Raw genomic sequence first — 22,013 nt, 5'->3', positions numbered from 1 at the left:
ATGACTGCTGACTCCGTTTCGGCCGTGCCCCGGCCACCATCTGCGCAGAACACCGCGCCCGAGCTGACGGGTGCTGAAGCCGTCGTCCGCTCTCTCGAGCTTCTGGGCGTCACCGACGTTTTCGGTCTGCCCGGCGGAGCGATCCTTCCGGTCTACGACCCGCTGATGGACGCCTCCGAGCTCCGCCACATCCTCGTGCGCCACGAGCAGGGCGCCGGTCACGCCGCCGAAGGATACGCCTCGGCATCCGGCAAGGTCGGCGTCTGCATCGCCACGTCCGGCCCCGGCGCGACGAACCTCGTGACCGCGATCGCCGACGCCTACATGGACTCCGTTCCTCTTGTGGCGATCACCGGGCAGGTGTTCTCGACCCTGATGGGAACGGACGCCTTCCAGGAAGCCGACATCGTGGGCATCACGATGCCCATCACCAAGCACTCCTTCCTCGTGAAGAAGGCCGCTGACATCCCCGGCGCGATCGCGGCGGCCTTCGAGATCGCCTCGACCGGACGCCCCGGCCCCGTGCTGGTCGACATCACCAAGGATGCGCAGCAGGAGAGCGGCCCCTTCAACTGGCCGCCGAAGATCGACCTGCCCGGCTACCGTCCGGTGACGAAGGCGCACGGCAAGCAGATCCAGGCGGCCGCGACGCTGATCGCCGAGGCCAAGAAGCCCGTGCTCTACGTCGGCGGTGGTGTCGTCCGCGGCCGTGCCTCGGCAGAGCTGAAGGAACTCGCTGAGACCACCGGAGCGCCGGTCGTGACGACGCTGATGGCTCGAGGCGCATTCCCCGACTCCCACCAGCAGCACCTCGGCATGCCCGGCATGCACGGCACGGTCCCGGCCGTCCTCGCCCTGCAGGAAGCCGACCTGATCGTCTCCCTCGGCGCACGCTTCGACGACCGCGTGACCGGCAAGGCGGCACTGTTCGCCCCGCACGCCAAGATCGTGCACGTCGACATCGACCCGGCCGAGATCTCCAAGATCCGCACCGCGGATGTGCCGATCGTCGGCGATGTGCGCGATGTGCTCATCGATCTCGAAGCGGCCTTCCGCGGCACGGTCGCCGACGGCCAGCCCGACATCGCCGAATGGTGGTCCTACCTCGACGGTCTCCGCGACGAGTTCCCGCTGGGCTACACGGAGCCGACCGATGGTCTGCTCGCTCCGCAGTACGTGATCCAGCGGATCGGCGAGCTGACGGGCCCCGAGGGCATCTACGCCGCAGGAGTCGGACAGCACCAGATGTGGGCTGCTCAGTTCATCAAGTACGAGCGCCCCAACGCCTGGCTGAACTCCGGCGGCGCCGGAACCATGGGGTACTCGGTGCCCGCAGCCATGGGTGCCAAGGTCGCCGAGCCGGACCGCGTCGTCTGGTCGATCGACGGCGATGGATGCTTCCAGATGACCAATCAGGAGCTGGCCACCTGCGCGATCAACAACATCCCGATCAAGGTCGCGGTGATCAACAACTCCTCGCTGGGCATGGTGCGCCAGTGGCAGACGCTGTTCTACGACGGGCGCCACTCGAACACCGACCTGAATACGGGCCACGGCACGATCCGCATCCCGGACTTCGTGAAGCTGGCCGAGGCGTACGGGTGCCTCGCGATCCGCGTTGAGAAGGAAGAAGAGGTCGACGCTGCGATCAAGCTCGCCCTCGAGACGAACGACCGTCCGGTCGTGATCGACTTCGTCGTCTCGGCCGATTCCATGGTCTGGCCGATGGTTCCCCAGGGCGTCAGCAACAACTACGTCCAGTACGCGCGCGATCACGCGCCCGCTTTCGATGAGGAGGACTGACCACATGTCGTCTCACGTGCTGAGTCTTCTGGTCGAGGACACGCCGGGTCTGCTGACCCGCGTCGCCGGGCTGTTCGCCCGCCGCGGCTTCAACATCGAGTCACTCGCCGTCGGCGTGACCGAGGTTCCCGGGATCTCCCGGATCACGGTCGTCGTCGATGTCGACGAGCTGCCGCTCGAGCAGGTCACCAAGCAGCTGAACAAACTGGTGAACGTCATCAAGATCGTCGAGCTCGACCCGGCGGCGTCCGTGCAGCGGCACCACGTGCTGGTGAAGGTCCGCACGGACAACGCGACGCGGTCGAATGTGATCGAGGTCGTCAACCTGTTCCGCGCATCGGTCGTCGACTATGCGTCGGATGCTCTGGTCATCGAGTCCACCGGTGACAAGGGCAAGGTCGATGCGCTGCTTCGGGCGCTCGAGCCGTTCGGGATCAAGGAGCTGTCCCAGTCGGGGCTGCTCGCGATCGGCCGGGGCGGCAAGAGCATCACCGAGCGCGTTCTGCGCGGCTGACCCCCACACCCTTCTTCTGAACCACAACCAAGGAGCAATACAAGTGAGTACTGAGATCTTCTACGACGACGACGCCGACCTGTCCCTGATCCAGGGCAAGAAGGTCGCCATCGTGGGCTACGGCTCGCAGGGCCACGCCCACGCCATGAACCTGCGTGACTCGGGCGTCGAGGTCGCCATCGCGCTGAAGGACGGCTCGAAGTCGATCGCCAAGGCGGAGGAGGCCGGTTTCCCGGTCAAGAACGTCGCGGATGCCACGGCATGGGCCGATGTCATCATGATCCTCGCGCCGGACCAGCACCAGCGCACGATCTACTCCGAGTCGATCGCTCCGAACCTCACCGAGGGCAAGACGCTCGCCTTCGCGCACGGCTTCAACATCCGCTTCGGCTACATCGACGCTCCTGAGGGCGTCGATGTCATCCTCGTCGCGCCGAAGGCGCCGGGCCACACCGTTCGCCGCGAGTACGTCGCCGGTCGCGGCATCCCGGACATCATCGCCGTCGAGAAGGATGCTTCGGGCCAGGCCTGGGCGCTCGCACTCTCCTACGCGAAGGCCATCGGCGGCACGCGTGCCGGCGTCATCAAGACGACCTTCACGGAAGAGACCGAGACCGACCTGTTCGGCGAGCAGGCCGTCCTCTGCGGTGGCATGAGCCACCTCGTGCAGGCCGGCTTCGAAACCCTCGTCGAGGCGGGCTACCAGCCGCAGATCGCCTACTTCGAGGTTCTGCACGAGCTGAAGCTCATCGTCGACCTCATGTGGGAGGGCGGCATCGCCAAGCAGCGCTGGTCGATCTCCGACACCGCCGAGTACGGCGACTACGTCTCGGGCCCGCGCGTCGTCGACGCAGCGGTCAAGGAGAACATGAAGGGCGTTCTCGCAGACATCCAGTCGGGTGCCTTTGCGAAGCGCTTCATCGACGACCAGGACAACGGTGCCGCTGAGTTCCAGGCGCTGCGCGCCAAGGAGGAGCAGCACCCGATCGAGGTCACCGGCAAGGAGCTGCGTTCGCTCTTCGCATGGAAGCAGCAGGACGAGGACTACGTCGACGGCTCCGCCGCTCGCTGATCCGGCGTTCGATACGAAGAAGGCGGGTGCCCCCTCGGGGCACCCGCCTTCTTCATGCTCTCGTTCCGCTCACTCCACCGGAGCGGCCTCGGCGATCTCGATCGGCGGTGTGACGCCCTCGCCCCAGACCGGCTCGGGGAGCAGGGTGTCGGTCTCGCCGTTCTGGATGAGGCGCAACGCGCCGGCGATCTCGGACGCGTTCTCCGGCACGGGCAGGCCGCAGGCCTTCAGCTCGGAGGCGAACTTGAGCGTCAGGCGCTCCTTGCCGGCGGCGACGGCCTCGGCCGTCGTACCGGTGACCTTCTCGCTGCCGGTCTGGATATCGGAGACGTCTTCGCACACGTGGTAGACCGAGCCGCCGGCGACCCAGACGACCTCGTCCTGTCCGAGCAGCTGGATGACGGCGGACTGATCGGCGGTGTACTGCTCGACGGAGGCCGGTGCGAAGTCGATGCCGATGTAAGCGGCGAGGGCGGCGAGCACGATGCCGACGATGCCGGCGGTGGTCTTCTGGCCCTTGTCCATGTCCTTGTTGAGGAAGATGAGGATGATCAGCGGCAGGAACGCGACGATCGAGATGATGGCGCCGAGCTGGTTCTGCACGAAGAACCTCACGGTCTCGGACTTCTTCGCCGGGTCGAGGCGATTGGCCTTCTTCCACAGGACGGACCCGGTGATCGCCAGAGCCGCGATGATCACGAGTGCCACGAGCAGCGTGATGAACGCCCACTGGGGGAATATCGCCGTCGCGTTCTCGGTCACCAGCAGGCCGGTCTCGGGATCGCGCTTGAGCGTGCCGTCCTCGCCGACCCACTCGCGCTGCCGCAGCAGCCAGAAGATCGACACGGCCTCGAGCGCGATCGCGACCGCCCACAGCGCCGCTGCGATGATCCGGAACGTGGTCGCCTTCTTCTTGCCCTCGGCGGACGGCGTCCACTCGCGTTCGGTCGACGTCCGGGCGTCCGGGTTCTTGCTTTCGGTCACGGAGAATTCCCCCTCAGTCTGTGAACTCCCTGAGCATATCGGGGTCCCTCGCAGAATCGCTACGCTGGGGATATGACTACGGATGCCGACGACGCGCTCTCCTGGGAGGGCGACGAGGATCAGCCCGCGCGCCCGTCCGCGAGGCGCGAGAAGCCCGTGCTGCCGGATGGTTGGGCCGCCGTGGGCAAGGACAGCGAGACGGTCGGTCGTCTCGACGAGGATGACGACCGCGTTCGGGCGGAAGTCGACGAGCAGGAGCCCGCGAGTATCAGCACGCCGCTGCTCGTCTTCCTCGGCGTGATCGGCGGCGTGTACCTGCTGTACACGATCGGCTGGATCAGCTCGGCCGCGAAGCTCGGCCCCAATGTCTTCCTCGCGGGTGTGGCCGGTGAATTCGGTATCACGCTGTGGGCCGCCGCCGCGGCGCCGGCGCTGTGGTTCGCGGCGTCCTGGGCCCTCACCCGCTCCTCGCGCACCTGGGTGCGCGTGAGCGCCCTGCTCGCAGGAGTCCTGCTCCTCGTGCCGTGGCCCTTCGTCATGACGGGAGTGGCATCGTGACCGACAGTCTTGCGCTCGAGAAGCGCCCGGCGCGCTGGGCGCGCGCCCTCATCATTGCCGTGGCGGGGATCCTCACCGTCGCCGCGATGGCGAATGCGATCGTCTACCTCATCGCGCTCGTCTCCTGGGACCCCGGGGCGCCGGTATGGATCATGCTCATCGTCTCGGTCGTGTTCCCGCTCATCGCCTTCCTCGTGGCACTCATCATCGGTCTACGGCGTCCGCTCCTCGAGCTCGCGCTCGTCCTGCTGGCCGGCGTGGGGCTGGCCATGGTGTTCTGGATGAACGTGCTGCTGTACGCGCTCGTGCCCATCTTCTCGACGCAGTGATCCCGTCACTGCGCGTCATACGGAGCGGAGCACGGTTCACGCTCCGGTAAGGTGGTTCTCGATCGCGCCCCCGACGGTGTGCGGCGCATCGATCCCACCCGCGCAAGTCGCTAACCTCGAAGGATCCGCTGTGTCGAAGCCCGTCGTGCTCATCGCCGAAGTTCTCTCGCCCGCCACGATCGAGGCCCTCGGCCCCGACTTCGATGTCCGTCAGGTCGACGGCACCGACCGACCTGCGCTGTTCTCAGCCCTGGCCGACGCCTCTGCCGTGCTGATCCGATCGGCGACGAAGATCGATGCCGAGGCGCTCTCGCACGCGCCGAATCTCAAGGTCATCGCCCGCGCGGGCGTCGGTCTCGACAACGTCGAGATCCCCGCAGCGACCAAGGCCGGCGTCATGGTCGTCAACGCTCCCACCTCGAACATCATCTCGGCGGCGGAGCTCACCTGCACGCACATCCTGAGCCTTGCCCGCCACGTACCCGCCGCGAACGCCTCGCTCGCCGGCGGTGCGTGGAAGCGCAGCTCCTACACCGGCACCGAGCTCTTCGAGAAGACGCTCGGCATCGTGGGCCTGGGTCGCATCGGCGCTCTCGTCGCTGCCCGCATGCAGGGCTTCGGAATGAAGGTCGTCGCCTACGATCCCTACGTGACGAGTGCCCGCGCGCAGCAGCTGGGCGTCGAGCTGCGCACGCTCGACGAGCTCGTCGCCGAGGCCGACTTCCTCACGATCCACATGCCCAAGACGCCCGAGACGACGGGCATGATCAGCACGGCGCAGTTCGCCGCGATGAAGAAGAGCGCCTACGTCATCAACGTCGCCCGCGGCGGCCTGATCGACGAGGTCGCGCTCCGCGAAGCGCTCGTCGCCGGTGAGATCGCCGGTGCCGGCCTTGACGTCTTCACCTCCGAGCCCCCGGTCGAAGGCGGCTCCGCGCACGCGCTCCTCGACCTCCCCAACGTCGTCGTCACCCCGCACCTGGGCGCCTCCACCGATGAGGCGCAGGAGAAGGCGGGCATCTCGGTCGCGAAGTCCGTCAAGCTCGCACTCGAGGGCGACCTGGTCCCGGACGCTGTCAACGTCGCCGGCGGCATCATCGATCCGTTCGTCCGCCCGGGCATCGCCCTGGTCGAGAAGCTCGGTCAGATCTTCAGCGGCCTGAGCTCCTCGGCCCTCACCAGCCTCGACATCGAGGTGCGCGGCGAGCTCGCCGACTACGACGTCAGCGTCTACCGTCTGGCAGCGCTCAAGGGCATCCTGTCGAACGTCGTCAGCGAGAACGTCTCCTACGTCAACGCACCGCTGTTCGCCGAGCAGCGCGGCATCGAGGCGCGTCTGATCGTCGAGAAGGAGAGCCCCGAATACCGCAACCTCACCACGCTGCGCGGTGCGCTGGCCGACGGCACCGTCCTCACGGTCGCCGGAACGCTGGCGGGCACCCGTATGGTGCAGAAGATCGTCGGCATCAACGGCCACGACATCGAGGTGCCGATCGAGCAGCACCACATCGTGCTGCTCTACACCGACCGTCCCGGCATCGTCGCGGTGTTCGGACAGAAGTTCGGCGAGGCCGGCATCAACATCGCCGGCATGCAGGTCGCGCGCCGCGAGGCCGGCGGCCAGGCGCTCACGGTTCTCACGGTCGACTCGCGTGTTCCCGACGAGCTGCTCGCCGAGGTCGGCGAGGCGATCGAGGCGACCGTGGTCCGCGCGATCGACGTCGCAGAGGTCTGATCGATCCGATTCACCGGGAGGCGCGCAGCGCGAGGGCGATGAGCTGCTCGAGCTGCGCGCCTCTCGGCGTGGGCCCGGCCAGTCCGCCCTGGACGGCGTCGAGCACGTTGTTGTAATAGAGGCCGTCGCCGATGAGCATCACGAGGTCGAGTGCGGCGTCGTCGTGCACGTGGGGGCGCAGGCAGTCCGCCCAAGACTCGCGGATGCTCCGGAGCGCGGCAGATGCATCGAGATCACCGCCCTGCGCGATTCGTGCCGCGGCGATGAGCGCGCGGTCGAACGCCGAGTCCTCGAGCAGCGAGTTGCGGATGTAATAGTCCACCGGGCCGTTCTGCGCGGCGGTCATGAGATCGAGGTCGTCAGCGGCGAGAGCGTCGAGCCGCTCGAGAAGACCGGCCACGAGCTCGTCCTTCGAGGCGAAGTGATACAGCAGGCCGCCCTTCGACACGCCCGCGGCCTTCGCTGTGGCATCCAGTGTCGCGGCGCGCTCGCCCTCCTCGATGAGGATCGTCTGGAAGGCGTCGAGGACTTTCTCGCGGGCGAGAGGAGGTCTGGGCATGTCTGTTACTATACCGGCTGGACGGTTGAGTAATCGTCCCGTGAAAGGACAAGCATCGTGACGGATCAGGTGCGCACGGACACCGGGGGAGTGCACGCCCCGCGTGCGGGACTGCGGGGTTGGCTCGCGCTGGTCGTGCTGATGCTGCCGGTGCTCCTCGTCTCGGTCGACAACACCGTGCTGAGCTTCGCGTTGCCCGAGATCGCGGTGGCGCTCGCGCCGACCGGCGCGCAGCAGCTGTGGATGATCGACGTCTATCCGCTCGTGCTCGCCGGGCTCCTCGTCTCCATGGGGACCATGGGGGACCGCTTCGGTCGCAAGAGGATGCTGCTGATCGGCTCCATCGGATTCGCGGCGGTCTCCGCCCTCGCCGCATTCGCGCCGACGGCGGCGCTGCTCATCGCGGCGCGCGCCCTGCTGGGCTTCTTCGGGGCGATGCTGATGCCCTCGACGCTGGCGCTGCTGCGCTCGACCTTCCTCAACCGCGACCAGCGCCGTCTGGCGATCGCGATCTGGGCGACGGCGTTCTCCGCCGGATCCGCCCTGGGTCCGATCGTCGGCGGCTTCCTGCTGGAGCACTTCGCGTGGGGATCGGTGTTCCTGCTCGCCGTGCCCGTGCTTGTTCCGCTGCTCGTGTGCGCGCCGTTCCTCGTCACTGAGAGCCGCGACCCGAATCCGGGCCGCATCGACCCGCTGAGCATTGTGCTCTCGATGGCGACCATGGTGCCCGTCGTCTACGCGATCAAGGAGGTCGCCACCGAGGGAATCGGTGCCGTATCGGCCGTGCTCATCGTCGTCGGCGTCCTGATGGGATGCCTCTTCGTCAGGCGCCAGACGCGCTCGGCATCGCCCATGCTCGACATGGCGCTGTTCCGTCGCGGGTCGTTCTCCGGGGCGATCCTGGTGAACCTGTTCAGTGTCGTCGCCCTCGTCGGATTCATGTACTTCGTGCCGCAGCATCTGCAGCTCGTACTGGGGATGGCGCCGATGGCCGCCGGCTTCGCGCTGCTGCCGGCGATGGTGGCGATCATCATCTCAGGCCTCGTCGTGGTGCCGATCGCGCGTCGCGTGCCGCCGCATGTGATCATCCCCGCTGCTCTCGTCTTCACCGTCGTGGGCTACCTGCTCGTGTCGGTCGCCGCTCCAGAACAGCACCTCGCGCCGCTCATCGCTGCCTCCGTGCTCGTCGGGCTCGGCATCGGCGCGGCGGAGACGATCTCGAACGAGCTCATCCTCTCCAGCGCCCCGTCCGCGAAGGCGGGCGCCGCAAGCGCGGTCTCCGAGACGGCGTACGAGCTGGGCGCGGTGCTGGGCACAGCCGTGCTCGGCGGCGTCATCACGGCGATCTACCGTGCCGTTCTCGTCGTCCCGGACGGCATCGCATCGCAGACGGCGGATGCAGCGCGTGAGACCCTCGCCGGAGCGTACTCGGCGGTGCAGGATCTCACCGAGCCCGGGGCCTCCGCCCTGTGGGCGGCGGCGACCGAGGCCTTCGAATCCGGAGTCGCCGTGACCTCTCTCATCGGTGCAGGGCTCGTCGTCCTGGCAGCGGTCATCGGCGCCGTCACACTGCGCAATCCGCGCACACGCTGAGCGGTACGCTGGGGATACCCGCCTCGCAGTGGCGTCGCGGATATCCCGATGCAAGGAGAGTCCATGTCGCGTGTCGTGAAGCTGGCCGTCATCCCCGGAGACGGAATCGGCCCCGAGGTCGTCGCCGAAGCCGAGAGGGTCCTCGACGCGGTGACCGCCTCCAGCGACGTCACGTTCGACAAGACGCACTTCTCGCTCGGCGCCGCACGGTACCTCGAGACCGGCGACACGCTCACCGATGACGACCTCGCCGCGATCAAGACGAACGATGCGATCATCCTCGGTGCCGTCGGCGGAGTACCGGGCGACGCCCGGCTCAAGGACGCCAACATCGAGCGCGGGCTGCTGCTGAAGCTGCGCTTCACCCTCGATCATTACGTGAATCTGCGTCCGTCGAAGCTGTACCCCGGAGCATCCGGCCCGCTCGCCGACCCGGGCGAGATCGACTTCGTCGTCGTGCGTGAGGGCACCGAGGGCCCGTATGTCGGCAACGGCGGCGCGATCCGCGTCGGCACCCCGCATGAGATCGCGAATGAGACGAGCGTGAACACCGCCTTCGGCGTGGAGCGCGTCGTCCGCTATGCGTTCGACCTCGCCGAGCGCCGCGACAAGAAGGTCACGCTCGTTCACAAGACCAACGTGCTCGTGCACGCTGGCGGCATCTGGAAGCGCATCGTCGACCAGGTCGCGGCAGAGCACCCCGATGTGGCCGTAGACTATCTGCACGTCGACGCGGCAACCATCTTCCTGGTCACGAACCCCTCCCGTTTCGACGTGATCGTCACCGACAACCTCTTCGGCGACATCCTCACGGATCTGGCAGGCGCCGTCACCGGTGGCATCGGCCTGGCCGCTTCGGGCAACATCAACCCCGACGGCACGTTCCCCTCGATGTTCGAGCCGGTCCACGGCTCGGCCCCCGATATCGCCGGCCAGCAGAAGGCCGATCCGACGGCGGCGATCCTCTCGATCGCCCTGCTGCTCGATCACCTCGGCCTCCGGGACGAGGCCGGCCGCGTCACCCGCGCGGTCGAGGCCGACATCGCCGAGCGGAACGGTTCGCGAACCACCAGCCAGACGGGCGACGCGATCATCGCGCGACTCCAGGCGTAACCTGGAATCCACGCGAGCGCCGCCCGCATCGAACGCAGGATGTGACATGACTACCACCCCCTCCGAACTCGCACCGCTCGAGTTCTCCGTGACCCGCAATCTCGCCGCGAAGTCCGCGGCAGAGCGCGAGCAGATCCTTCGGGACCCCGGCTTCGGCTCGGTGTTCACCGACCACATGGTCGATGTGTGCTGGTCGGAGCGCGGCGGCTGGCACCGCCCGCGTGTGCAGCCCTACGGCCCGATCCCTCTCGACCCGGCCGCCGCAGTACTGCACTACGGCCAGGAGATCTTCGAGGGCATCAAGGCGTACCGTCACGCCGACGGCTCGATCCACACCTTCCGGGCAGAGGACAACGCCCGGCGCCTGCAGCGCAGTGCGCAGCGCATGGCTCTGCCCGAGCTGCCCGTCGAGTACTTCATGCAGTCGCTGCGCGAGCTGATCGCCGTCGACGGGGCCTGGGTGCCGTCGGGGGAGGACCAGAGCCTGTACCTGCGACCGTTCGAGTTCGCGAAGGAGGCGTTCCTCGGTGTGCGCCCCGCCGCGAAGGTCGCCTACTACCTGATCGCGAGCCCAGCGGGCTCGTACTTCACGGGCGGCGTCAAGCCCGTGCGGATCTGGTTGAGCGAGACCTATGCCCGCGCCGGACGAGGCGGAACCGGGCAGGCCAAGACCGGCGGCAACTATGCCTCCAGCCTTCTGCCGCAGGCGGAGGCCTATGAGCAGGGTTGCGACCAGGTCGTCTTCCTCGACCAGGACGGCAACGTCGAAGAGCTCGGCGGCATGAACGTCGTCTTCGTCTTCAAGGATGGCCGCGTTGTCACCCCGCAGTCCGACAGCATCCTCGAGGGCATCACGCGCGATTCGCTGCTGCAGCTCGCCGAGGACCGTGGCCACACGATCGAGCGCCGTGCGGTCTCGCTGCAGGAGTGGCGCGATGGCGTCGCCTCGGGTGAGATCGTCGAGGTCTTCGCGTGCGGCACCGCCGCCGTGGTGACGCCGATCGGTGCGCTCGTGACCCGCGACGGTGACGAGACGCAGCCCGCGGGCGGGCTGGCGCTGTCGCTGCGCGAGGAGCTCACCGACATCCAGTACGGTCGCCGTGACGACAAGCACGGCTGGTTGGTCCGGCTCGACGCCTGATCTGATTCCTCTCACTTCGCCGAGCCCCCGTCCTGCTGCAGGGCGGGGGCTCGGCGGGCGAAAGACGGGATGCCGCGACTAGGCTGAGAGCGTGAAGATCGCTCGTTTCAGCCACAATGACGCCATCCGCTACGGCATCGTCGACGAGCAGGAGCTCGTCGTCCTCGCCGGCGACCCGATGTTCGCGGGTTATGAGACGACGGGTGAGCGTGTTCCCCTGGCGGATGCGGCGATCCTCGCGCCCGTCATCCCGCGTTCGAAGGTCGTCTGCGTCGGCAAGAATTACCACGATCATGCGGCTGAGATGGGCGGCGTCGCGCCGGAGGAGCCGCTACTTTTCCTGAAGCCGAACACGTCGGTGATCGGTCCCGGCGACACGATCGTGCGTCCGACGATCTCGGAGCGCACCGAGCACGAGGGCGAGCTCGCCGTTGTGATCGGTCGCATCGCGAAGAATGTTTCTGCTGACAAGGCGATGGACTACGTCTTCGGTTTCACCGTCGCGAATGATGTCACGGCGCGCGACCTTCAGAAGAAGGACGGACAGTGGACCCGCGGCAAGGGATTCGACACCTTCTGCCCGCTCGGACCGGTCATCGAGACCGAGTTCGATCGCGCGGACGCCACGATCCAGACACGGGTGAACGGCGAGGTGCGCCAGAGCGCGCCGCTGAGCGACATGATCCACTCGGTCGAGGCGATCATCGAATACGCCTCGGCGGTTTTCACGCTGCTTCCGGGCGATGTGATCCTCACCGGAACACCGGCCGGTGTCGGCGCGTTCGCAGCCGGCGACACCGTCGAGGTCGAAGTCTCGGGAATCGGCATCCTGCGCAACGGCGTGCGCGACGCGCTGCCTGTCGGCTGATCGTCGCCGAATGACGACTGTCGCCGATCAGCGGACGATTCAACGCCGCACGGTCATCGTGCTGTCTATCGGCCAGGTGCTCGGCGGCATCGCGTTCGGTGCGACCGTGTCGCTCGGTGCGTTGCTGGCCGCTGACATCTCGGGTGACGATGCACTCTCCGGTCTGGCCACAGCATCCGTGACGCTCGGAGCCGCGATCTGCGCGATCCCGCTTGCGCGCTTCGCTCAACGCTTCGGCCGTCGGCCGTCGCTGACCCTCGGGAATCTGTTCGCGCTCATCGGCATCGGCATCGTGATCCTGGCCGCGGCGCTGCGGATCTTCCCCCTCCTGCTGGCCGGCATCATCCTGATCGGCGCCGGTAACGCAGGAAACCTGCAGTCCCGATTCGCGGCGACCGATATTGCTCAGCCGCAGCACCGCGGGCGTGACCTGTCGATCGTGGTGTGGGCGACGACGGCCGGTGCCGTCTCCGGCCCGTTGCTGCTCGGGCCGGGGGAGAGCCTCGGTCAGCTGGTGGGGATGCCGCCGCAGACCGGTTCGTACCTCTTCTCGCTGGTCGCCCAGCTCGCGGCTCTGGTTCTGTATCTGATTGCGCTCCGGCCCGATCCGCTTCGTGTCGCTCAGCGCCTCGTCGCCGAGAACGCAGGGGTGATGAGGGTTGTGGAACGCGTCGACCGTCCTCGAGTCGCGCGTTACGCGATGTTCTCGATCGCGGGCGCGCACATCGTGATGGTCTCGGTGATGGCGATGACACCGATCCACCTTTCGCACATGGCGCACGCCGCTCATGGTGGGCACGCGGATGCTGCGGATGTCACGGCGCTCGTCGGGTTCACGATCGCCTTCCACGTGGCCGGCATGTACGCGCTTTCTCCCGTCTTCGGCGTCCTCGCCGACCGGTGGGGTCGCACGCGGGTCATCGTCCTCGGCCAGATCGTGCTCGCCGCATCCCTCGCCTTCGCGTTCTTCGCCGGAGAGATCGAATGGGGCGTCGTTATCGCCCTGATCCTGCTCGGGCTGGGCTGGAGCGCATCGACCGTGGCCGGTGCGGCCCTGCTCACGGAGGCATCGGCTCCGTCGTTGCGCACGCGCCGCCAGGGTCGCAGCGACTCGCTGATGAGCTTCTGCGGTGCCGGCGGTGCGGTGCTCGCGGGCATCATCATGGCGCGCTTCGAGTACGGCGGGCTGGCGGCGATCGCCGCCGTCGTCGTGGTCGCGGCACTCGTTCTCGCCCCGCTCGGACGGATGCCGCGGGCATGACCGCCTGGGAGGGGACGGGTCGCGCCTATGCGGCGTCCTATGCGGAGCTTTGCGCCGGCACGATTGAGTCCATCGTCGAGGAGCTCGGTGCGGGTCGTGGCCGTCCGGCGCTGGATGTCGGGGCGGGGATCGGGGAACTCGCCGCACGGCTGTCCGCGCACGGGTGGTCTGCGACGGCCGCGGAGCCGGAGTCGTCGATGCGCGTGGTCGCGGGGCATCGGCATCCGCGTCTCTCCCTCGTCGACGCAGCACTGCCGGGCCTCCCGTTCGCGGATGCGTCGTTCGCAGCGGTGACGGCGAACTTCGTGCTGAACCATGTCGATGACCCGCGGCGTTCCGCTGCGGAGTTGCTGCGGGTCGCGGCGCCCGCCGGCGTCGTTGCTGCGAGTATTTGGACCCGCTCCCCGTCCTGGTTCTGGGGCGAGGTGGTCGAGGAGTCGGCGCTGCCTCGTGCAACGGGCGGACGACTGCCGCCGGAAAAGGATTTCGAACGCACAGCCGAGGGGTTCGCATCGATGCTGCGGGCCGCCGGGTGGGCCACCGTCTCCGTGACGGAAGAGGAACGGATTTGGCGCGCGTCCCCCGAGATGCTATGGGCGTCCGTGGAGGGCGGTGTGGCTTCGGCGGGCGGGTTCTACCAGCTCCTCGACGGCTCGGCGCGTATCCGTTTCCGCGCTGCGTTTGACACCGTCTCCGCTCGTTACGACGACGCCGGGACGATCGCACTCGAGCACGTGGCGGCAATCGCTGTGCAGCGGAGGAGCTCCGCGTAGGATTGAGGGGATATGGCTACTCCGCACCCCCTCACCACGACCGCGTCGGGATCCGATGTCCGCGTCCGCTTCTGCCCGTCTCCGACCGGTCTGCCGCACGTCGGCATGGTCCGCACGGCGCTGTTCAACTGGGCCTACGCCCGGCACAACGGCGGCAAGCTCGTGTTCCGCATCGAGGACACCGATGCCGCACGCGACAGCGAGGAGAGCTTCCGGCAGCTCGTCGACGCGCTCACCTGGCTGAAGATCGACTGGGACGAGGGCGTTGAGGTGGGCGGCCCGCACGCGCCGTACCGCCAGTCCGAGCGTCACGACATCTACCGCGGCGTCATCGACAAGCTCATAACGACGGGAGCTCTGTACGAGAGCTACTCGACCGCTGAGGAGATCGACGCGCGCAACGAGGCCGCCGGCCGCGCCAAGCAGCTCGGCTACGACAACTACGACCGCGATCTGACCGATGAGCAGAAGGCCGCGTTCCGGGCCGAGGGGCGTCAGCCGGCGCTGCGCCTGCGCGTGCCCGACGAGGACCTCACCTACGTCGACCTGGTCCGCGGCGAGGTCACCTTCCCCGCGGGCTCCTTCCCGGACTTCGTGGTCGTGCGCCCCAACGGCATCCCGCTGTACACGTTCGTGAACCCCGTCGACGATGCACTGATGGGCATCACCCACGTGCTGCGCGGCGAGGACCTCATGCCGTCGACGGCGCGCCAGCTCGCGCTGTACGCGGCACTGATCGAGGCCGGCGTCACGACGTTCGTGCCCCGCTTCGCGCACATGCCGCTGGTGCTGGGCGAGACCGGCAACAAGAAGCTGTCGAAGCGCGATCCGCAGGCCGACCTGTTCCTGCACCGCGAGCGCGGTTTCATCCACGAGGGTCTGCTCAACTACCTCGCGCTCCTGGGGTGGTCGCTCTCGGCCGATCAGGACGTGTTCTCCCTCGACGAGTTCATCGCGGCGTTCGACATCGAGAACGTCAACCCGAACCCGGCCCGCTTCGATCAGAAGAAGGCCGAGTCGATCAACGGCGACCACATCCGGATGCTGGGGGAGAAGGACTTCGCGGAGCGGATCCTGCCCTACCTCGCAGCAGCCGGTCTGTTCGACGAGCCCACGCACGAGCAGCTCGTGCTCGCCTTCCGTGCTGCGCCGCTGGTTCAGGAGCGCGTTCAGTTGCTCGGTGACGTGCCCGGCATGCTCGGTTTCCTGTTCGTCGATGAGGTCTCCTACGACGCGGATGCTCTGAAGGGCGTTCCCGCGAACGGCGCCGAGGTGCTGGATGCCTGTGTGGCGGCCCTCGAGCCGGTTGAGGCCTTCACGACGGAGAACATCCAGAACGCGCTCTCTGCGGCTCTCATCGAGAACCTCGAGCTGAAGCCGCGTGTGGCCTACGGCCCGCCGCGGGTTGCGATCACCGGTCGGCGCGTTTCGCCCCCGCTGTTCGAGTCGATGGAGCTGCTCGGCAAGGAAGAGTCGTTGCGCCGCCTGCGTGCGCTGTCGCAGCATCTCGCCGCGTAAGCAACCCCCTTCGCGTTCTTGTCCGTCCCGTTTATCGTGGGGCGGACAAGGCGAGGAGGATCAATGTCTGAGGACAACAACGTTCGATCGGTAGAGAGTCTCGATCTGGAGCGCTATCTCGGTCTCTGGTACGAGATCGGCCGTCTGCCGTTGCGCTATGAGGACGACGCGGCCACCAATGTGACAGCCGAATATTCGTTGAACGACGACGGCACTGTCACCGTCGACAACCGCTGTCATGATGAAGACGGCAAGCCGACCCAGGCGCTGGGTCACGCGGTTCCCGATGAGGAGCATCCGGGCCGCCTTCAGGTGACATTCCTCCCCGAGGGTCTGCGGTGGATCCCCTTCACGAAGGCCGACTACTGGGTGCTCCGCATCGATCCCGAGTATCGTCACGCGCTCGTGGGCACGCCGGATCACAAGTATCTGTGGCTGCTCAGCCGTGAGCCTCACATGGATGCCGCCCGGAAGACGGATTATCTGGCGACCGCCCAGGAGCAGGGATATGCCCTGGATTCCTGGATCGAAGCGGGGCAGTCCGGGCGTCGAGTCGAGGTCTGAGACCTCGACTCGCCCGGGAGGTGCGCCACGTTTTGGAGGGATGGCGGATGTCAGGTAAAGTTATATCTCGGTGCGGGGCGCAGTTCCCGCCCATGGGGTATGGTGTAATTGGCAACACAGCGGTTTCTGGTACCGCCATTCTTGGTTCGAGTCCAGGTACCCCAGCAGAGAAAACCCCCGGTTCATCCGGGGGTTTTGTCGTATCCGGACGTGGCGTTCCTCTCCCTCCAACCGAGGTGAGCGGAGAGACCACCCGGGCCGCGACCAGCACCGGCTCGATCACGGACGTCAGTGATGCGGCATCCATGGAGGCCCGCTTCGAGCACATGCGCTGGAACTCGGCGATCTCGACGCTTTCAGAGGACAAGCGGCGAGGAGCAGATCTGTCGGAGATGAGTGTGGTGGCCGACGCAATCGAACTGCGGGAGAAAGTCGCCGCTGCGGCAGTGATCTGTCGTGACGGGAACCCGTCCGGTGGGCGGGGGTCTCAGCGTCTGGAAGCGACGCGATGAGCGCGCCGCGCCGGCTGCCTCTGTCACGGCACATGGTCGACGGCTCGCCGGTCTACTGGGATGGTCGGCGGAAGATCACGCGGGCTCGCGAAATCGCGCGGTTGAACGCCCTCGCCATCCCTCCTGCGTGGACCGACGTCGAGATAGCGCGGACTTCCCGCTCCGCGGTGTTGGCGCGCGGTGTGGACGCAGCGGGACGGACCCAGGCGATCTACAGCCCGGCGCATTGGCGGAAGCAGGAGAAGGCGAAGTACGCCCGGGTGCTGCGGTTCGCGCAACGCCTGCCGCGGCTGCGCAAACAGGTCGACCACGATCTTCGACGGCGCCGGCTGGGAGAGGACAGGGTCATCGCCTGCATCGTCGCGCTGATCGATCAGGAGTTCTTCCGCGTCGGAGGCGCCGAATACGCCCGGAAGCACCGGCATTACGGCGTCACCACGCTCCGTCGCAAGCACACGCGGATCGCTGCGGGCACGGTGACGTTCGATTTCATCGGTAAGAACGGGAGGCGCCATATCAAGAGCGTGCGGGACCCGCGCATCGTACGCGTCGTCGAACAGCTCCAGGAGATGCCGGGATACGAGCTCTTCCGGTTCTTCGACGACGACGGGAACCTCCACGACATCGACAGCAGGCGCGTCAACGCATATGTGAAGAGACACATGGGCGAAGAGTTCTCGGCGAAAGACTTCCGCACGTGGGGCGGGACCCTGCTGACGGCATCCGCGATGCTGGCGGCTGAAAGCGGCGACGACCAGACGAATCTCCGCGATATCGTGACGGGTGTGGCGGAGCGACTGGGGAACACTCCCGCGGTCACGCAGGAGTCATATATCGATCCGCGCGTTCTCGCCGCCTTCGAGGACAGCAGCACGATTGCGCGCCTGCGGCACGCTATGAGCCGGATGACGCCGAAGGCCTATCTCAGCGTCGAGGAGCAGTGCGTGCTGCGGCTGCTTCGACAGCGCTGAGGGGGAAAGCGAAGGCCCGGCTCCGCATGATGCGGAACCGGGCCTCGAAGCTCAGATCAGAGCGAACGGATGTTCGTCGCCTGGGGGCCCTTGGGTCCCTGCTCCGTGTCGAACTCGACCTTCTGCGCTTCCTCGAGGTTGCGGTGTCCGCTGCCCTGGATCGCGCTGAAGTGCGCGAAGACATCTGCGGAGCCGTCATCGGGAGCGATGAAGCCGTAGCCCTTGTCGGAGTTGAACCATTTGACAGTGCCAGTGGCCATGCTGTGTTTCCTTCGGTGTTCGTGGATCGATCGTCGATCCGGTTCGCCGTGACGACATCGCGCCACGGCAGCTTGGGGGTTCTTCGGGGAGCGGCAATATGTGCGGCGTATCGAGCCCGGAGAAGGTGAGGTAGATGAGGGAGGAATGGAAAGCGGCCACCATGCCTCGACGGCATTCGGGCCGATGAACGTCCGGAGAGCCCGGCCGTCATCGTGTAACGGGTTCAGCCTAACCGATCCGAGGGTGAATGGTTCCCTGGAGACGGCATCCGCTCATGAAACGATGGGGTCATGAGCTCTGCCAATCTCTCTCGCGAAGAGACCGCCGCGCGATCCGCGTCGGTCACCGTTCACAGCATCCGGGTCGAACTGGACCTCCGTTCGGCGCGTGACCCCGAGCGGACCGGGTTCCGCAGCACGACGACGCTCGCCTTCGATGCGACGACGGATACCACGTGGATCGACTTCATCGGTGAGGCCGTGGAATCGGTCACGGTCAACGGCGCGGCGCGCCCCGTCGACTGGGACGGAGCCCGCGTGCGCGTGTCCGGTCTCACCGCGTCGAACACCGTCGTGATCGACGCGGTGGGCGCATACAGCCGCTCGGGCGAGGGCCTGCACCGATTCGTCGACCCGGTCGATGGTGAGACCTATCTCTACACGCAGTACGAGCCCGCCGACTCGCGGCGCGTCATGGCGTGCTTCGAGCAGCCGGATATGAAGGCGTCGTACACATTCGTCGTGCACGCGCCGGCCGGATGGCACGTCCTGTCGAATCAGAGCCCTGTCGACGTCGCCCTGCTCGGAGAGGCGCAGACCGTGGAGTTCGCGCCCACGCTCCCGCTGTCGAGCTACATCACCTCCGTGGCCGCCGGTCCCTATCACCGGGTCGATGCGGAATGGACGCGCGGGGAGCAGACGATCGCGCTCGGTTTGCTCTGCCGCCCATCGCTGTCGGCGTTCCTCGAGGCCGATGACGTGATCGAGGTCACGAAGCAGGGGCTGGACTTCTTCAGCGACGCGTACGCGTTCCCCTACCCGTGGGGCAAGTACGACCAGATCTTTGTGCCCGAGTACAACCTCGGCGCGATGGAGAACCCGGGCCTGGTTACCTTCACCGAGTCGTACCTCGTGCGCGGCACCGCGACCGACGCGCAGCGGGGGAGCAGGGCGAACACGATCCTGCATGAGATGGCCCACATGTGGTTCGGCGACCTCGTGACGATGCGCTGGTGGGACGACCTGTGGCTCAAGGAGTCGTTCGCCGACTACATGGGCTCGCACGCGTCGTTCGCCGCGACCCGGTACACGGATGCGTGGGAGCGTTTCGCCGCGAATCGCAAAGCCTGGGCGTATCAGCAGGACCAGCTTCCGACGACGCATCCGATCGTCGCCGACATCGCCGACCTCGAAGCGGCGAAGCTGAACTTCGACGGCATCACCTATGCCAAGGGCGCCTCGGTGCTCAAGCAGCTCGTCGCGTTCGTCGGCGAGGAGCATTTCTTCGAGGGTGCGCGCCGCTACTTCGCAGCCCATGCCTACGGCAACACGACGCTCGACGACCTGCTCGTGCAGCTCGAGGCGGTCTCCGGGCGGGACCTGCGCGCGTGGTCTCGCGCGTGGCTCGAGACGAGCGGCATGTCGACGCTGTCTCTCGAGACAGCGCCTGACGGCGCGCGGATGCTGGTGCAGAGCGATCCGCGTCCGCACCGGTTGCGGGTCGGACTCTACGGCCTCGTCGAGGGACGACTGGTGCGCACGGATCAGGCCGAGCTCGACATCCTCGACGGCGAGACTCCGGTCGACCTCGCCGACGCGGACCTCGTGCTGCTCAACGACGACGACCTCACGTACGCGAAGGCGCGCCTCGATGCCCGTTCTGTGGATGCCGCGGAGCAGGCGCTGTCGACATTGGAGCCGCTGCCGCGTGCGCTCGTCTGGTCGTCGCTGTGGAATGCGACCCGCGATGGTGAGCTCCCGTCCGAACGCTACCTCGCGATCGTCGCGGTTCACGCGCCGGCCGAAGCCAACGTGGGTCTGCTGACCGGCGTGATCGCCAATGCCGCCTATACGATCGGCCACTACGTCCCGAGTGAAGCTCGGTCGGCGCAGCGGCGGAGATGGGTGGAGACGACCTGGGCGGCTCTGCAGGCCGCTGCCGCCGGTGGCGACACGCAGATCGCCTGGGCACGCGCCTTCGCCGCGGCATCCGCTCACGATGACTCCCGCGTCGACGACGTTCGCGGTCTTCTTGCAGGCGACGCGCCTGCGGGCCTCCCGCTGGATCCCGACCTGCGCTGGGCGCTGCTGACCGCGCTGCGCACCACCGGGCACGCGACCGGTGACGACATCAGCGCCGAGCTCGAGCGCGACGACACCGCCAGCGGCCGCACTGCCTCGCTCGCGGCGCTCTGGGCGAAGCCGACGGTCGAGTCCCGCACCGTCGGATGGCACGCGGCGTGGCAGGACCTCACCCTCACGAACGATCACCTCAGCGCGACGATGAGCGGTGTGCGCGCCGGAGGGCGCCGCGATCTCATCGCCGACCTCGACGCGGGCTACTTCGAGCGCATCCGCGACGCGTGGGCGCAGCGGAGCATCGAGATCGCGCGTCGCCTCGTCGTCGGGCTATTCCCGGCATCCGACGACCTGACGCTCGTCGACACCTGGCTGGCCGAGAACGACGATGCGCCACGATCGCTGCGCCGTCTCGTGATCGAGCAGCGCGACCACCTCGCCCGCGATCTGCGGGTGCGCGCGGCCCAGTAGGCGCGTCGCCGGGCGGCGCGCTCAGATATCGAGCGTGTCGCCCGGGTCCAGCTCGAAGAACTCGCCGCCGTTCTGCTCGGTGGCCCACTGCAGGCGTTGCCGGTGCATATTGCGACCGATCGTCGACAGGGTCATGTCGTGCGTTCCGAAGGCGCGCTTCGGTTGCACGGCGAGCACGAAGTCCATCGCGTCGCCGATCTTCAGCCACGGGGCGCCCAGGGGAGCTGCGAGCGTGTCGACCGAGACGCCCTCCGGGACCGCATAGGAATCTCCCGGGTAGTAGAGCTGCTCGTTCACGAGAACTCCGACATTCTGAACAAGTGGGAGCGATTCGTGGATGACGGCGTGATCGCCGCCGAAGAATCGCAGTGTGAACGCGCCGACCGTCACGGTATCGCCAGGGTGGACCACGGTTATGTCGTATCCCGAGGCAGCGGCGGCGACGCCAGCGGGGGCGTAGATGGGCAGCCCGGGCACCTGGCGCAGGATCCGGTCGAAGTGCTCCGGGGTCCAGTGGTCGGCGTGCTCATGCGTGATGACCAGGCCGACGACATTGCTGAGGTCTTCCAGGGGACCCGTGAAAGAGCCGGGATCGATGAGGAGGCTCTCTCCGGCCTGGTCGATGCGGAGGGCGGCATGTTCGTGCTTCGTAACGCGCATATGCAGAGTCAAGCGCGTGCCGACCTCTACGGCAACTACGGGAACGTGGCGACGTGCCCGGGAAGCAGGAACAAGGGCCTCGATTTGGCCGGAGCGAAATTCTCGTGTCATACTTTATGAGTCGCCAGCGCGGAGGAAACAAAGCGCCGAAGACAGTACTGATCTGGCCCCATCGTATAGCGGCCTAGTACGCCGCCCTCTCACGGCGGTAACGCGGGTTCGAATCCCGCTGGGGTCACCAGATCCGAAAGCCTCACCCTCGGGTGGGGCTTTCGTTGTTCGTGGGTGGATGCGGTGCCGAGGTCCCGGTGGTCACGAGCACCTGGCCGAGTGTGCGAGAATAGATACTGCTCCGGTCGCGGTCTGATCGCACCGAGCAGCGTGACTGGCCCCATCGTATAGCGGCCTAGTACGCCGCCCTCTCACGGCGGTAACGCGGGTTCGAATCCCGCTGGG

Annotated in this window: 21 protein-coding genes and 2 tRNA genes; 19 read left to right on the top strand and 4 right to left on the bottom strand. The window is 67.1% G+C overall.

The annotated features are described in order from the left end of the window. The 3 genes from Q0Z66_RS04015 to ilvC are packed head-to-tail and all read left to right on the top strand — an operon-like array spanning position 1 to position 3,389. The gene (locus tag Q0Z66_RS04015) at positions 1-1,803 is read left to right on the top strand and encodes an acetolactate synthase large subunit (RefSeq protein WP_298038049.1); all 1,803 of its coding nucleotides are present in this window, start codon (positions 1-3) and stop codon (positions 1,801-1,803) included. A gap of 4 nt (positions 1,804-1,807) precedes the next feature. Beyond that, the gene (ilvN, locus tag Q0Z66_RS04010) at positions 1,808-2,317 is read left to right on the top strand and encodes an acetolactate synthase small subunit (RefSeq protein ID WP_298038046.1); all 510 of its coding nucleotides are present in this window, start codon (positions 1,808-1,810) and stop codon (positions 2,315-2,317) included. Between the two features lie 43 nt (positions 2,318-2,360). After that, positions 2,361-3,389 (top strand): ketol-acid reductoisomerase, encoded by a 1,029-nt coding sequence (gene ilvC / locus Q0Z66_RS04005; protein ID WP_298038044.1) that lies wholly within the window; start codon positions 2,361-2,363, stop codon positions 3,387-3,389. Between the two features lie 69 nt (positions 3,390-3,458). Here ilvC and Q0Z66_RS04000 read toward each other — a convergent pair whose 3' ends face one another. Next, positions 3,459-4,373 carry a hypothetical protein gene (locus tag Q0Z66_RS04000; protein WP_298038041.1) on the bottom strand — a complete coding sequence of 305 codons (915 nt, stop codon included), beginning with the start codon at positions 4,371-4,373 and terminating at the stop codon, positions 3,459-3,461. Positions 4,374-4,445: 72 nt separating this feature from the next. Between Q0Z66_RS04000 and Q0Z66_RS03995 the strand changes: the two genes are divergently transcribed. The 3 genes from Q0Z66_RS03995 to serA all read left to right on the top strand — a co-directional run bounded on the left by Q0Z66_RS03995 (position 4,446) and on the right by serA (position 6,995). After that, positions 4,446-4,931: a hypothetical protein gene (locus Q0Z66_RS03995; RefSeq protein ID WP_298038039.1), complete on the top strand. Its 486-nt coding sequence runs from the start codon at positions 4,446-4,448 to the stop codon at positions 4,929-4,931. Then, complete coding sequence (locus Q0Z66_RS03990; protein WP_298038036.1) at positions 4,928-5,260, top strand: hypothetical protein; 333 nt, start codon at positions 4,928-4,930, stop codon at positions 5,258-5,260. Before Q0Z66_RS03995 ends, Q0Z66_RS03990 begins: the two co-directional genes overlap by 4 nt. Before the next feature lie 130 nt (positions 5,261-5,390). Beyond that, a complete protein-coding gene (gene serA / locus Q0Z66_RS03985) occupies positions 5,391-6,995 on the top strand; it encodes a phosphoglycerate dehydrogenase (RefSeq protein WP_298038034.1) in 1,605 nt (534 codons plus the stop codon). Positions 6,996-7,005: 10 nt separating this feature from the next. Here serA and Q0Z66_RS03980 read toward each other — a convergent pair whose 3' ends face one another. After that, a complete protein-coding gene (locus tag Q0Z66_RS03980; protein ID WP_298038032.1) occupies positions 7,006-7,554 on the bottom strand; it encodes a TetR/AcrR family transcriptional regulator in 549 nt (182 codons plus the stop codon). 57 nt (positions 7,555-7,611) lie between these two features. Between Q0Z66_RS03980 and Q0Z66_RS03975 the strand changes: the two genes are divergently transcribed. The 11 genes from Q0Z66_RS03975 to Q0Z66_RS03925 all read left to right on the top strand — a co-directional run bounded on the left by Q0Z66_RS03975 (position 7,612) and on the right by Q0Z66_RS03925 (position 17,868). Beyond that, positions 7,612-9,147 (top strand): MFS transporter, encoded by a 1,536-nt coding sequence (locus Q0Z66_RS03975; RefSeq protein ID WP_298038030.1) that lies wholly within the window; start codon positions 7,612-7,614, stop codon positions 9,145-9,147. A 63-nt stretch (positions 9,148-9,210) separates the two neighbouring features. Next, positions 9,211-10,260, top strand: a complete 1,050-nt coding sequence (locus Q0Z66_RS03970) for a 3-isopropylmalate dehydrogenase (RefSeq protein WP_298038028.1) — start codon at positions 9,211-9,213, stop codon at positions 10,258-10,260. A 46-nt stretch (positions 10,261-10,306) separates the two neighbouring features. Beyond that, a complete protein-coding gene (locus Q0Z66_RS03965) occupies positions 10,307-11,401 on the top strand; it encodes a branched-chain amino acid aminotransferase (RefSeq protein ID WP_298038027.1) in 1,095 nt (364 codons plus the stop codon). Between the two features lie 91 nt (positions 11,402-11,492). Further along, entirely contained in the window at positions 11,493-12,269 is a 777-nt protein-coding gene (locus Q0Z66_RS03960) for a fumarylacetoacetate hydrolase family protein (RefSeq protein ID WP_298038025.1), read from the top strand. Between the two features lie 10 nt (positions 12,270-12,279). Beyond that, positions 12,280-13,530 carry an MFS transporter gene (locus tag Q0Z66_RS03955; RefSeq protein ID WP_298038023.1) on the top strand — a complete coding sequence of 417 codons (1,251 nt, stop codon included), beginning with the start codon at positions 12,280-12,282 and terminating at the stop codon, positions 13,528-13,530. After that, on the top strand, positions 13,527-14,303 hold the full coding sequence (locus Q0Z66_RS03950; protein ID WP_298038021.1) for a class I SAM-dependent methyltransferase: 777 nt from the start codon (positions 13,527-13,529) through the stop codon (positions 14,301-14,303). The genes Q0Z66_RS03955 and Q0Z66_RS03950 overlap by 4 nt, the downstream gene beginning before the upstream one ends. A gap of 12 nt (positions 14,304-14,315) precedes the next feature. Beyond that, positions 14,316-15,821: a glutamate--tRNA ligase gene (gene gltX, locus Q0Z66_RS03945; RefSeq protein ID WP_298038019.1), complete on the top strand. Its 1,506-nt coding sequence runs from the start codon at positions 14,316-14,318 to the stop codon at positions 15,819-15,821. Between the two features lie 63 nt (positions 15,822-15,884). Beyond that, on the top strand, positions 15,885-16,385 hold the full coding sequence (locus Q0Z66_RS03940) for a lipocalin family protein (RefSeq protein WP_298038017.1): 501 nt from the start codon (positions 15,885-15,887) through the stop codon (positions 16,383-16,385). Positions 16,386-16,478: 93 nt separating this feature from the next. Then, positions 16,479-16,550: transfer RNA gene (locus Q0Z66_RS03935), tRNA-Gln, on the top strand. A 71-nt stretch (positions 16,551-16,621) separates the two neighbouring features. Then, entirely contained in the window at positions 16,622-16,897 is a 276-nt protein-coding gene (locus Q0Z66_RS03930; RefSeq protein WP_298038016.1) for a hypothetical protein, read from the top strand. Next, positions 16,894-17,868 carry a DNA topoisomerase IB gene (locus tag Q0Z66_RS03925; RefSeq protein WP_298038013.1) on the top strand — a complete coding sequence of 325 codons (975 nt, stop codon included), beginning with the start codon at positions 16,894-16,896 and terminating at the stop codon, positions 17,866-17,868. Before Q0Z66_RS03930 ends, Q0Z66_RS03925 begins: the two co-directional genes overlap by 4 nt. Positions 17,869-17,924: 56 nt before the next feature. Here the strand turns inward: Q0Z66_RS03925 and Q0Z66_RS03920 are convergent, their stop codons facing one another. Continuing rightward, on the bottom strand, positions 17,925-18,128 hold the full coding sequence (locus Q0Z66_RS03920) for a cold-shock protein (protein ID WP_298038010.1): 204 nt from the start codon (positions 18,126-18,128) through the stop codon (positions 17,925-17,927). 291 nt (positions 18,129-18,419) lie between these two features. Between Q0Z66_RS03920 and pepN the strand changes: the two genes are divergently transcribed. Continuing rightward, on the top strand, positions 18,420-20,897 hold the full coding sequence (gene pepN / locus Q0Z66_RS03915) for an aminopeptidase N (RefSeq protein ID WP_298038007.1): 2,478 nt from the start codon (positions 18,420-18,422) through the stop codon (positions 20,895-20,897). Between the two features lie 21 nt (positions 20,898-20,918). Here the strand turns inward: pepN and Q0Z66_RS03910 are convergent, their stop codons facing one another. Continuing rightward, entirely contained in the window at positions 20,919-21,557 is a 639-nt protein-coding gene (locus Q0Z66_RS03910) for an MBL fold metallo-hydrolase (protein WP_298038006.1), read from the bottom strand. A 165-nt stretch (positions 21,558-21,722) separates the two neighbouring features. On the opposite strand from Q0Z66_RS03910, the gene Q0Z66_RS03905 reads away from it, so the two are divergent. Next, positions 21,723-21,798, top strand: a tRNA-Glu gene (locus tag Q0Z66_RS03905). Positions 21,799-22,013 lie beyond the last annotated feature (215 nt).

Origin of the sequence: uncultured Microbacterium sp. (assembly GCF_947632095.1) — a bacterium.
Lineage (GTDB): Bacteria > Actinomycetota > Actinomycetes > Actinomycetales > Microbacteriaceae > Microbacterium.
The sequence above is the reverse complement of the archived record's forward strand: the minus strand, read 5'-3'. Positions and strand labels throughout refer to the sequence as shown.

What these genes read in the sequence shown, in the direction of transcription:
- ilvN (WP_298038046.1), top strand. Translation starts at nt 1,808, where the DNA reads ATGTCGTCTCACGTGCTGAGTCTTCTGGTCGAGGACACGCCGGGTCTG.
- Q0Z66_RS03995 (WP_298038039.1), top strand. Translation starts at nt 4,446, where the DNA reads ATGACTACGGATGCCGACGACGCGCTCTCCTGGGAGGGCGACGAGGAT.
- pepN (WP_298038007.1), top strand. Translation starts at nt 18,420, where the DNA reads ATGAGCTCTGCCAATCTCTCTCGCGAAGAGACCGCCGCGCGATCCGCG.
- Q0Z66_RS04015 (WP_298038049.1), top strand. Translation starts at nt 1, where the DNA reads ATGACTGCTGACTCCGTTTCGGCCGTGCCCCGGCCACCATCTGCGCAG.
- Q0Z66_RS03940 (WP_298038017.1), top strand. Translation starts at nt 15,885, where the DNA reads ATGTCTGAGGACAACAACGTTCGATCGGTAGAGAGTCTCGATCTGGAG.
- Q0Z66_RS03910 (WP_298038006.1), bottom strand. Translation starts at nt 21,557, where the DNA reads ATGCGCGTTACGAAGCACGAACATGCCGCCCTCCGCATCGACCAGGCC.
- Q0Z66_RS03965 (WP_298038027.1), top strand. Translation starts at nt 10,307, where the DNA reads ATGACTACCACCCCCTCCGAACTCGCACCGCTCGAGTTCTCCGTGACC.
- Q0Z66_RS03925 (WP_298038013.1), top strand. Translation starts at nt 16,894, where the DNA reads ATGAGCGCGCCGCGCCGGCTGCCTCTGTCACGGCACATGGTCGACGGC.
- Q0Z66_RS03950 (WP_298038021.1), top strand. Translation starts at nt 13,527, where the DNA reads ATGACCGCCTGGGAGGGGACGGGTCGCGCCTATGCGGCGTCCTATGCG.
- Q0Z66_RS03970 (WP_298038028.1), top strand. Translation starts at nt 9,211, where the DNA reads ATGTCGCGTGTCGTGAAGCTGGCCGTCATCCCCGGAGACGGAATCGGC.
- Q0Z66_RS03955 (WP_298038023.1), top strand. Translation starts at nt 12,280, where the DNA reads ATGACGACTGTCGCCGATCAGCGGACGATTCAACGCCGCACGGTCATC.
- Q0Z66_RS03980 (WP_298038032.1), bottom strand. Translation starts at nt 7,554, where the DNA reads ATGCCCAGACCTCCTCTCGCCCGCGAGAAAGTCCTCGACGCCTTCCAG.
- Q0Z66_RS03920 (WP_298038010.1), bottom strand. Translation starts at nt 18,128, where the DNA reads ATGGCCACTGGCACTGTCAAATGGTTCAACTCCGACAAGGGCTACGGC.
- gltX (WP_298038019.1), top strand. Translation starts at nt 14,316, where the DNA reads ATGGCTACTCCGCACCCCCTCACCACGACCGCGTCGGGATCCGATGTC.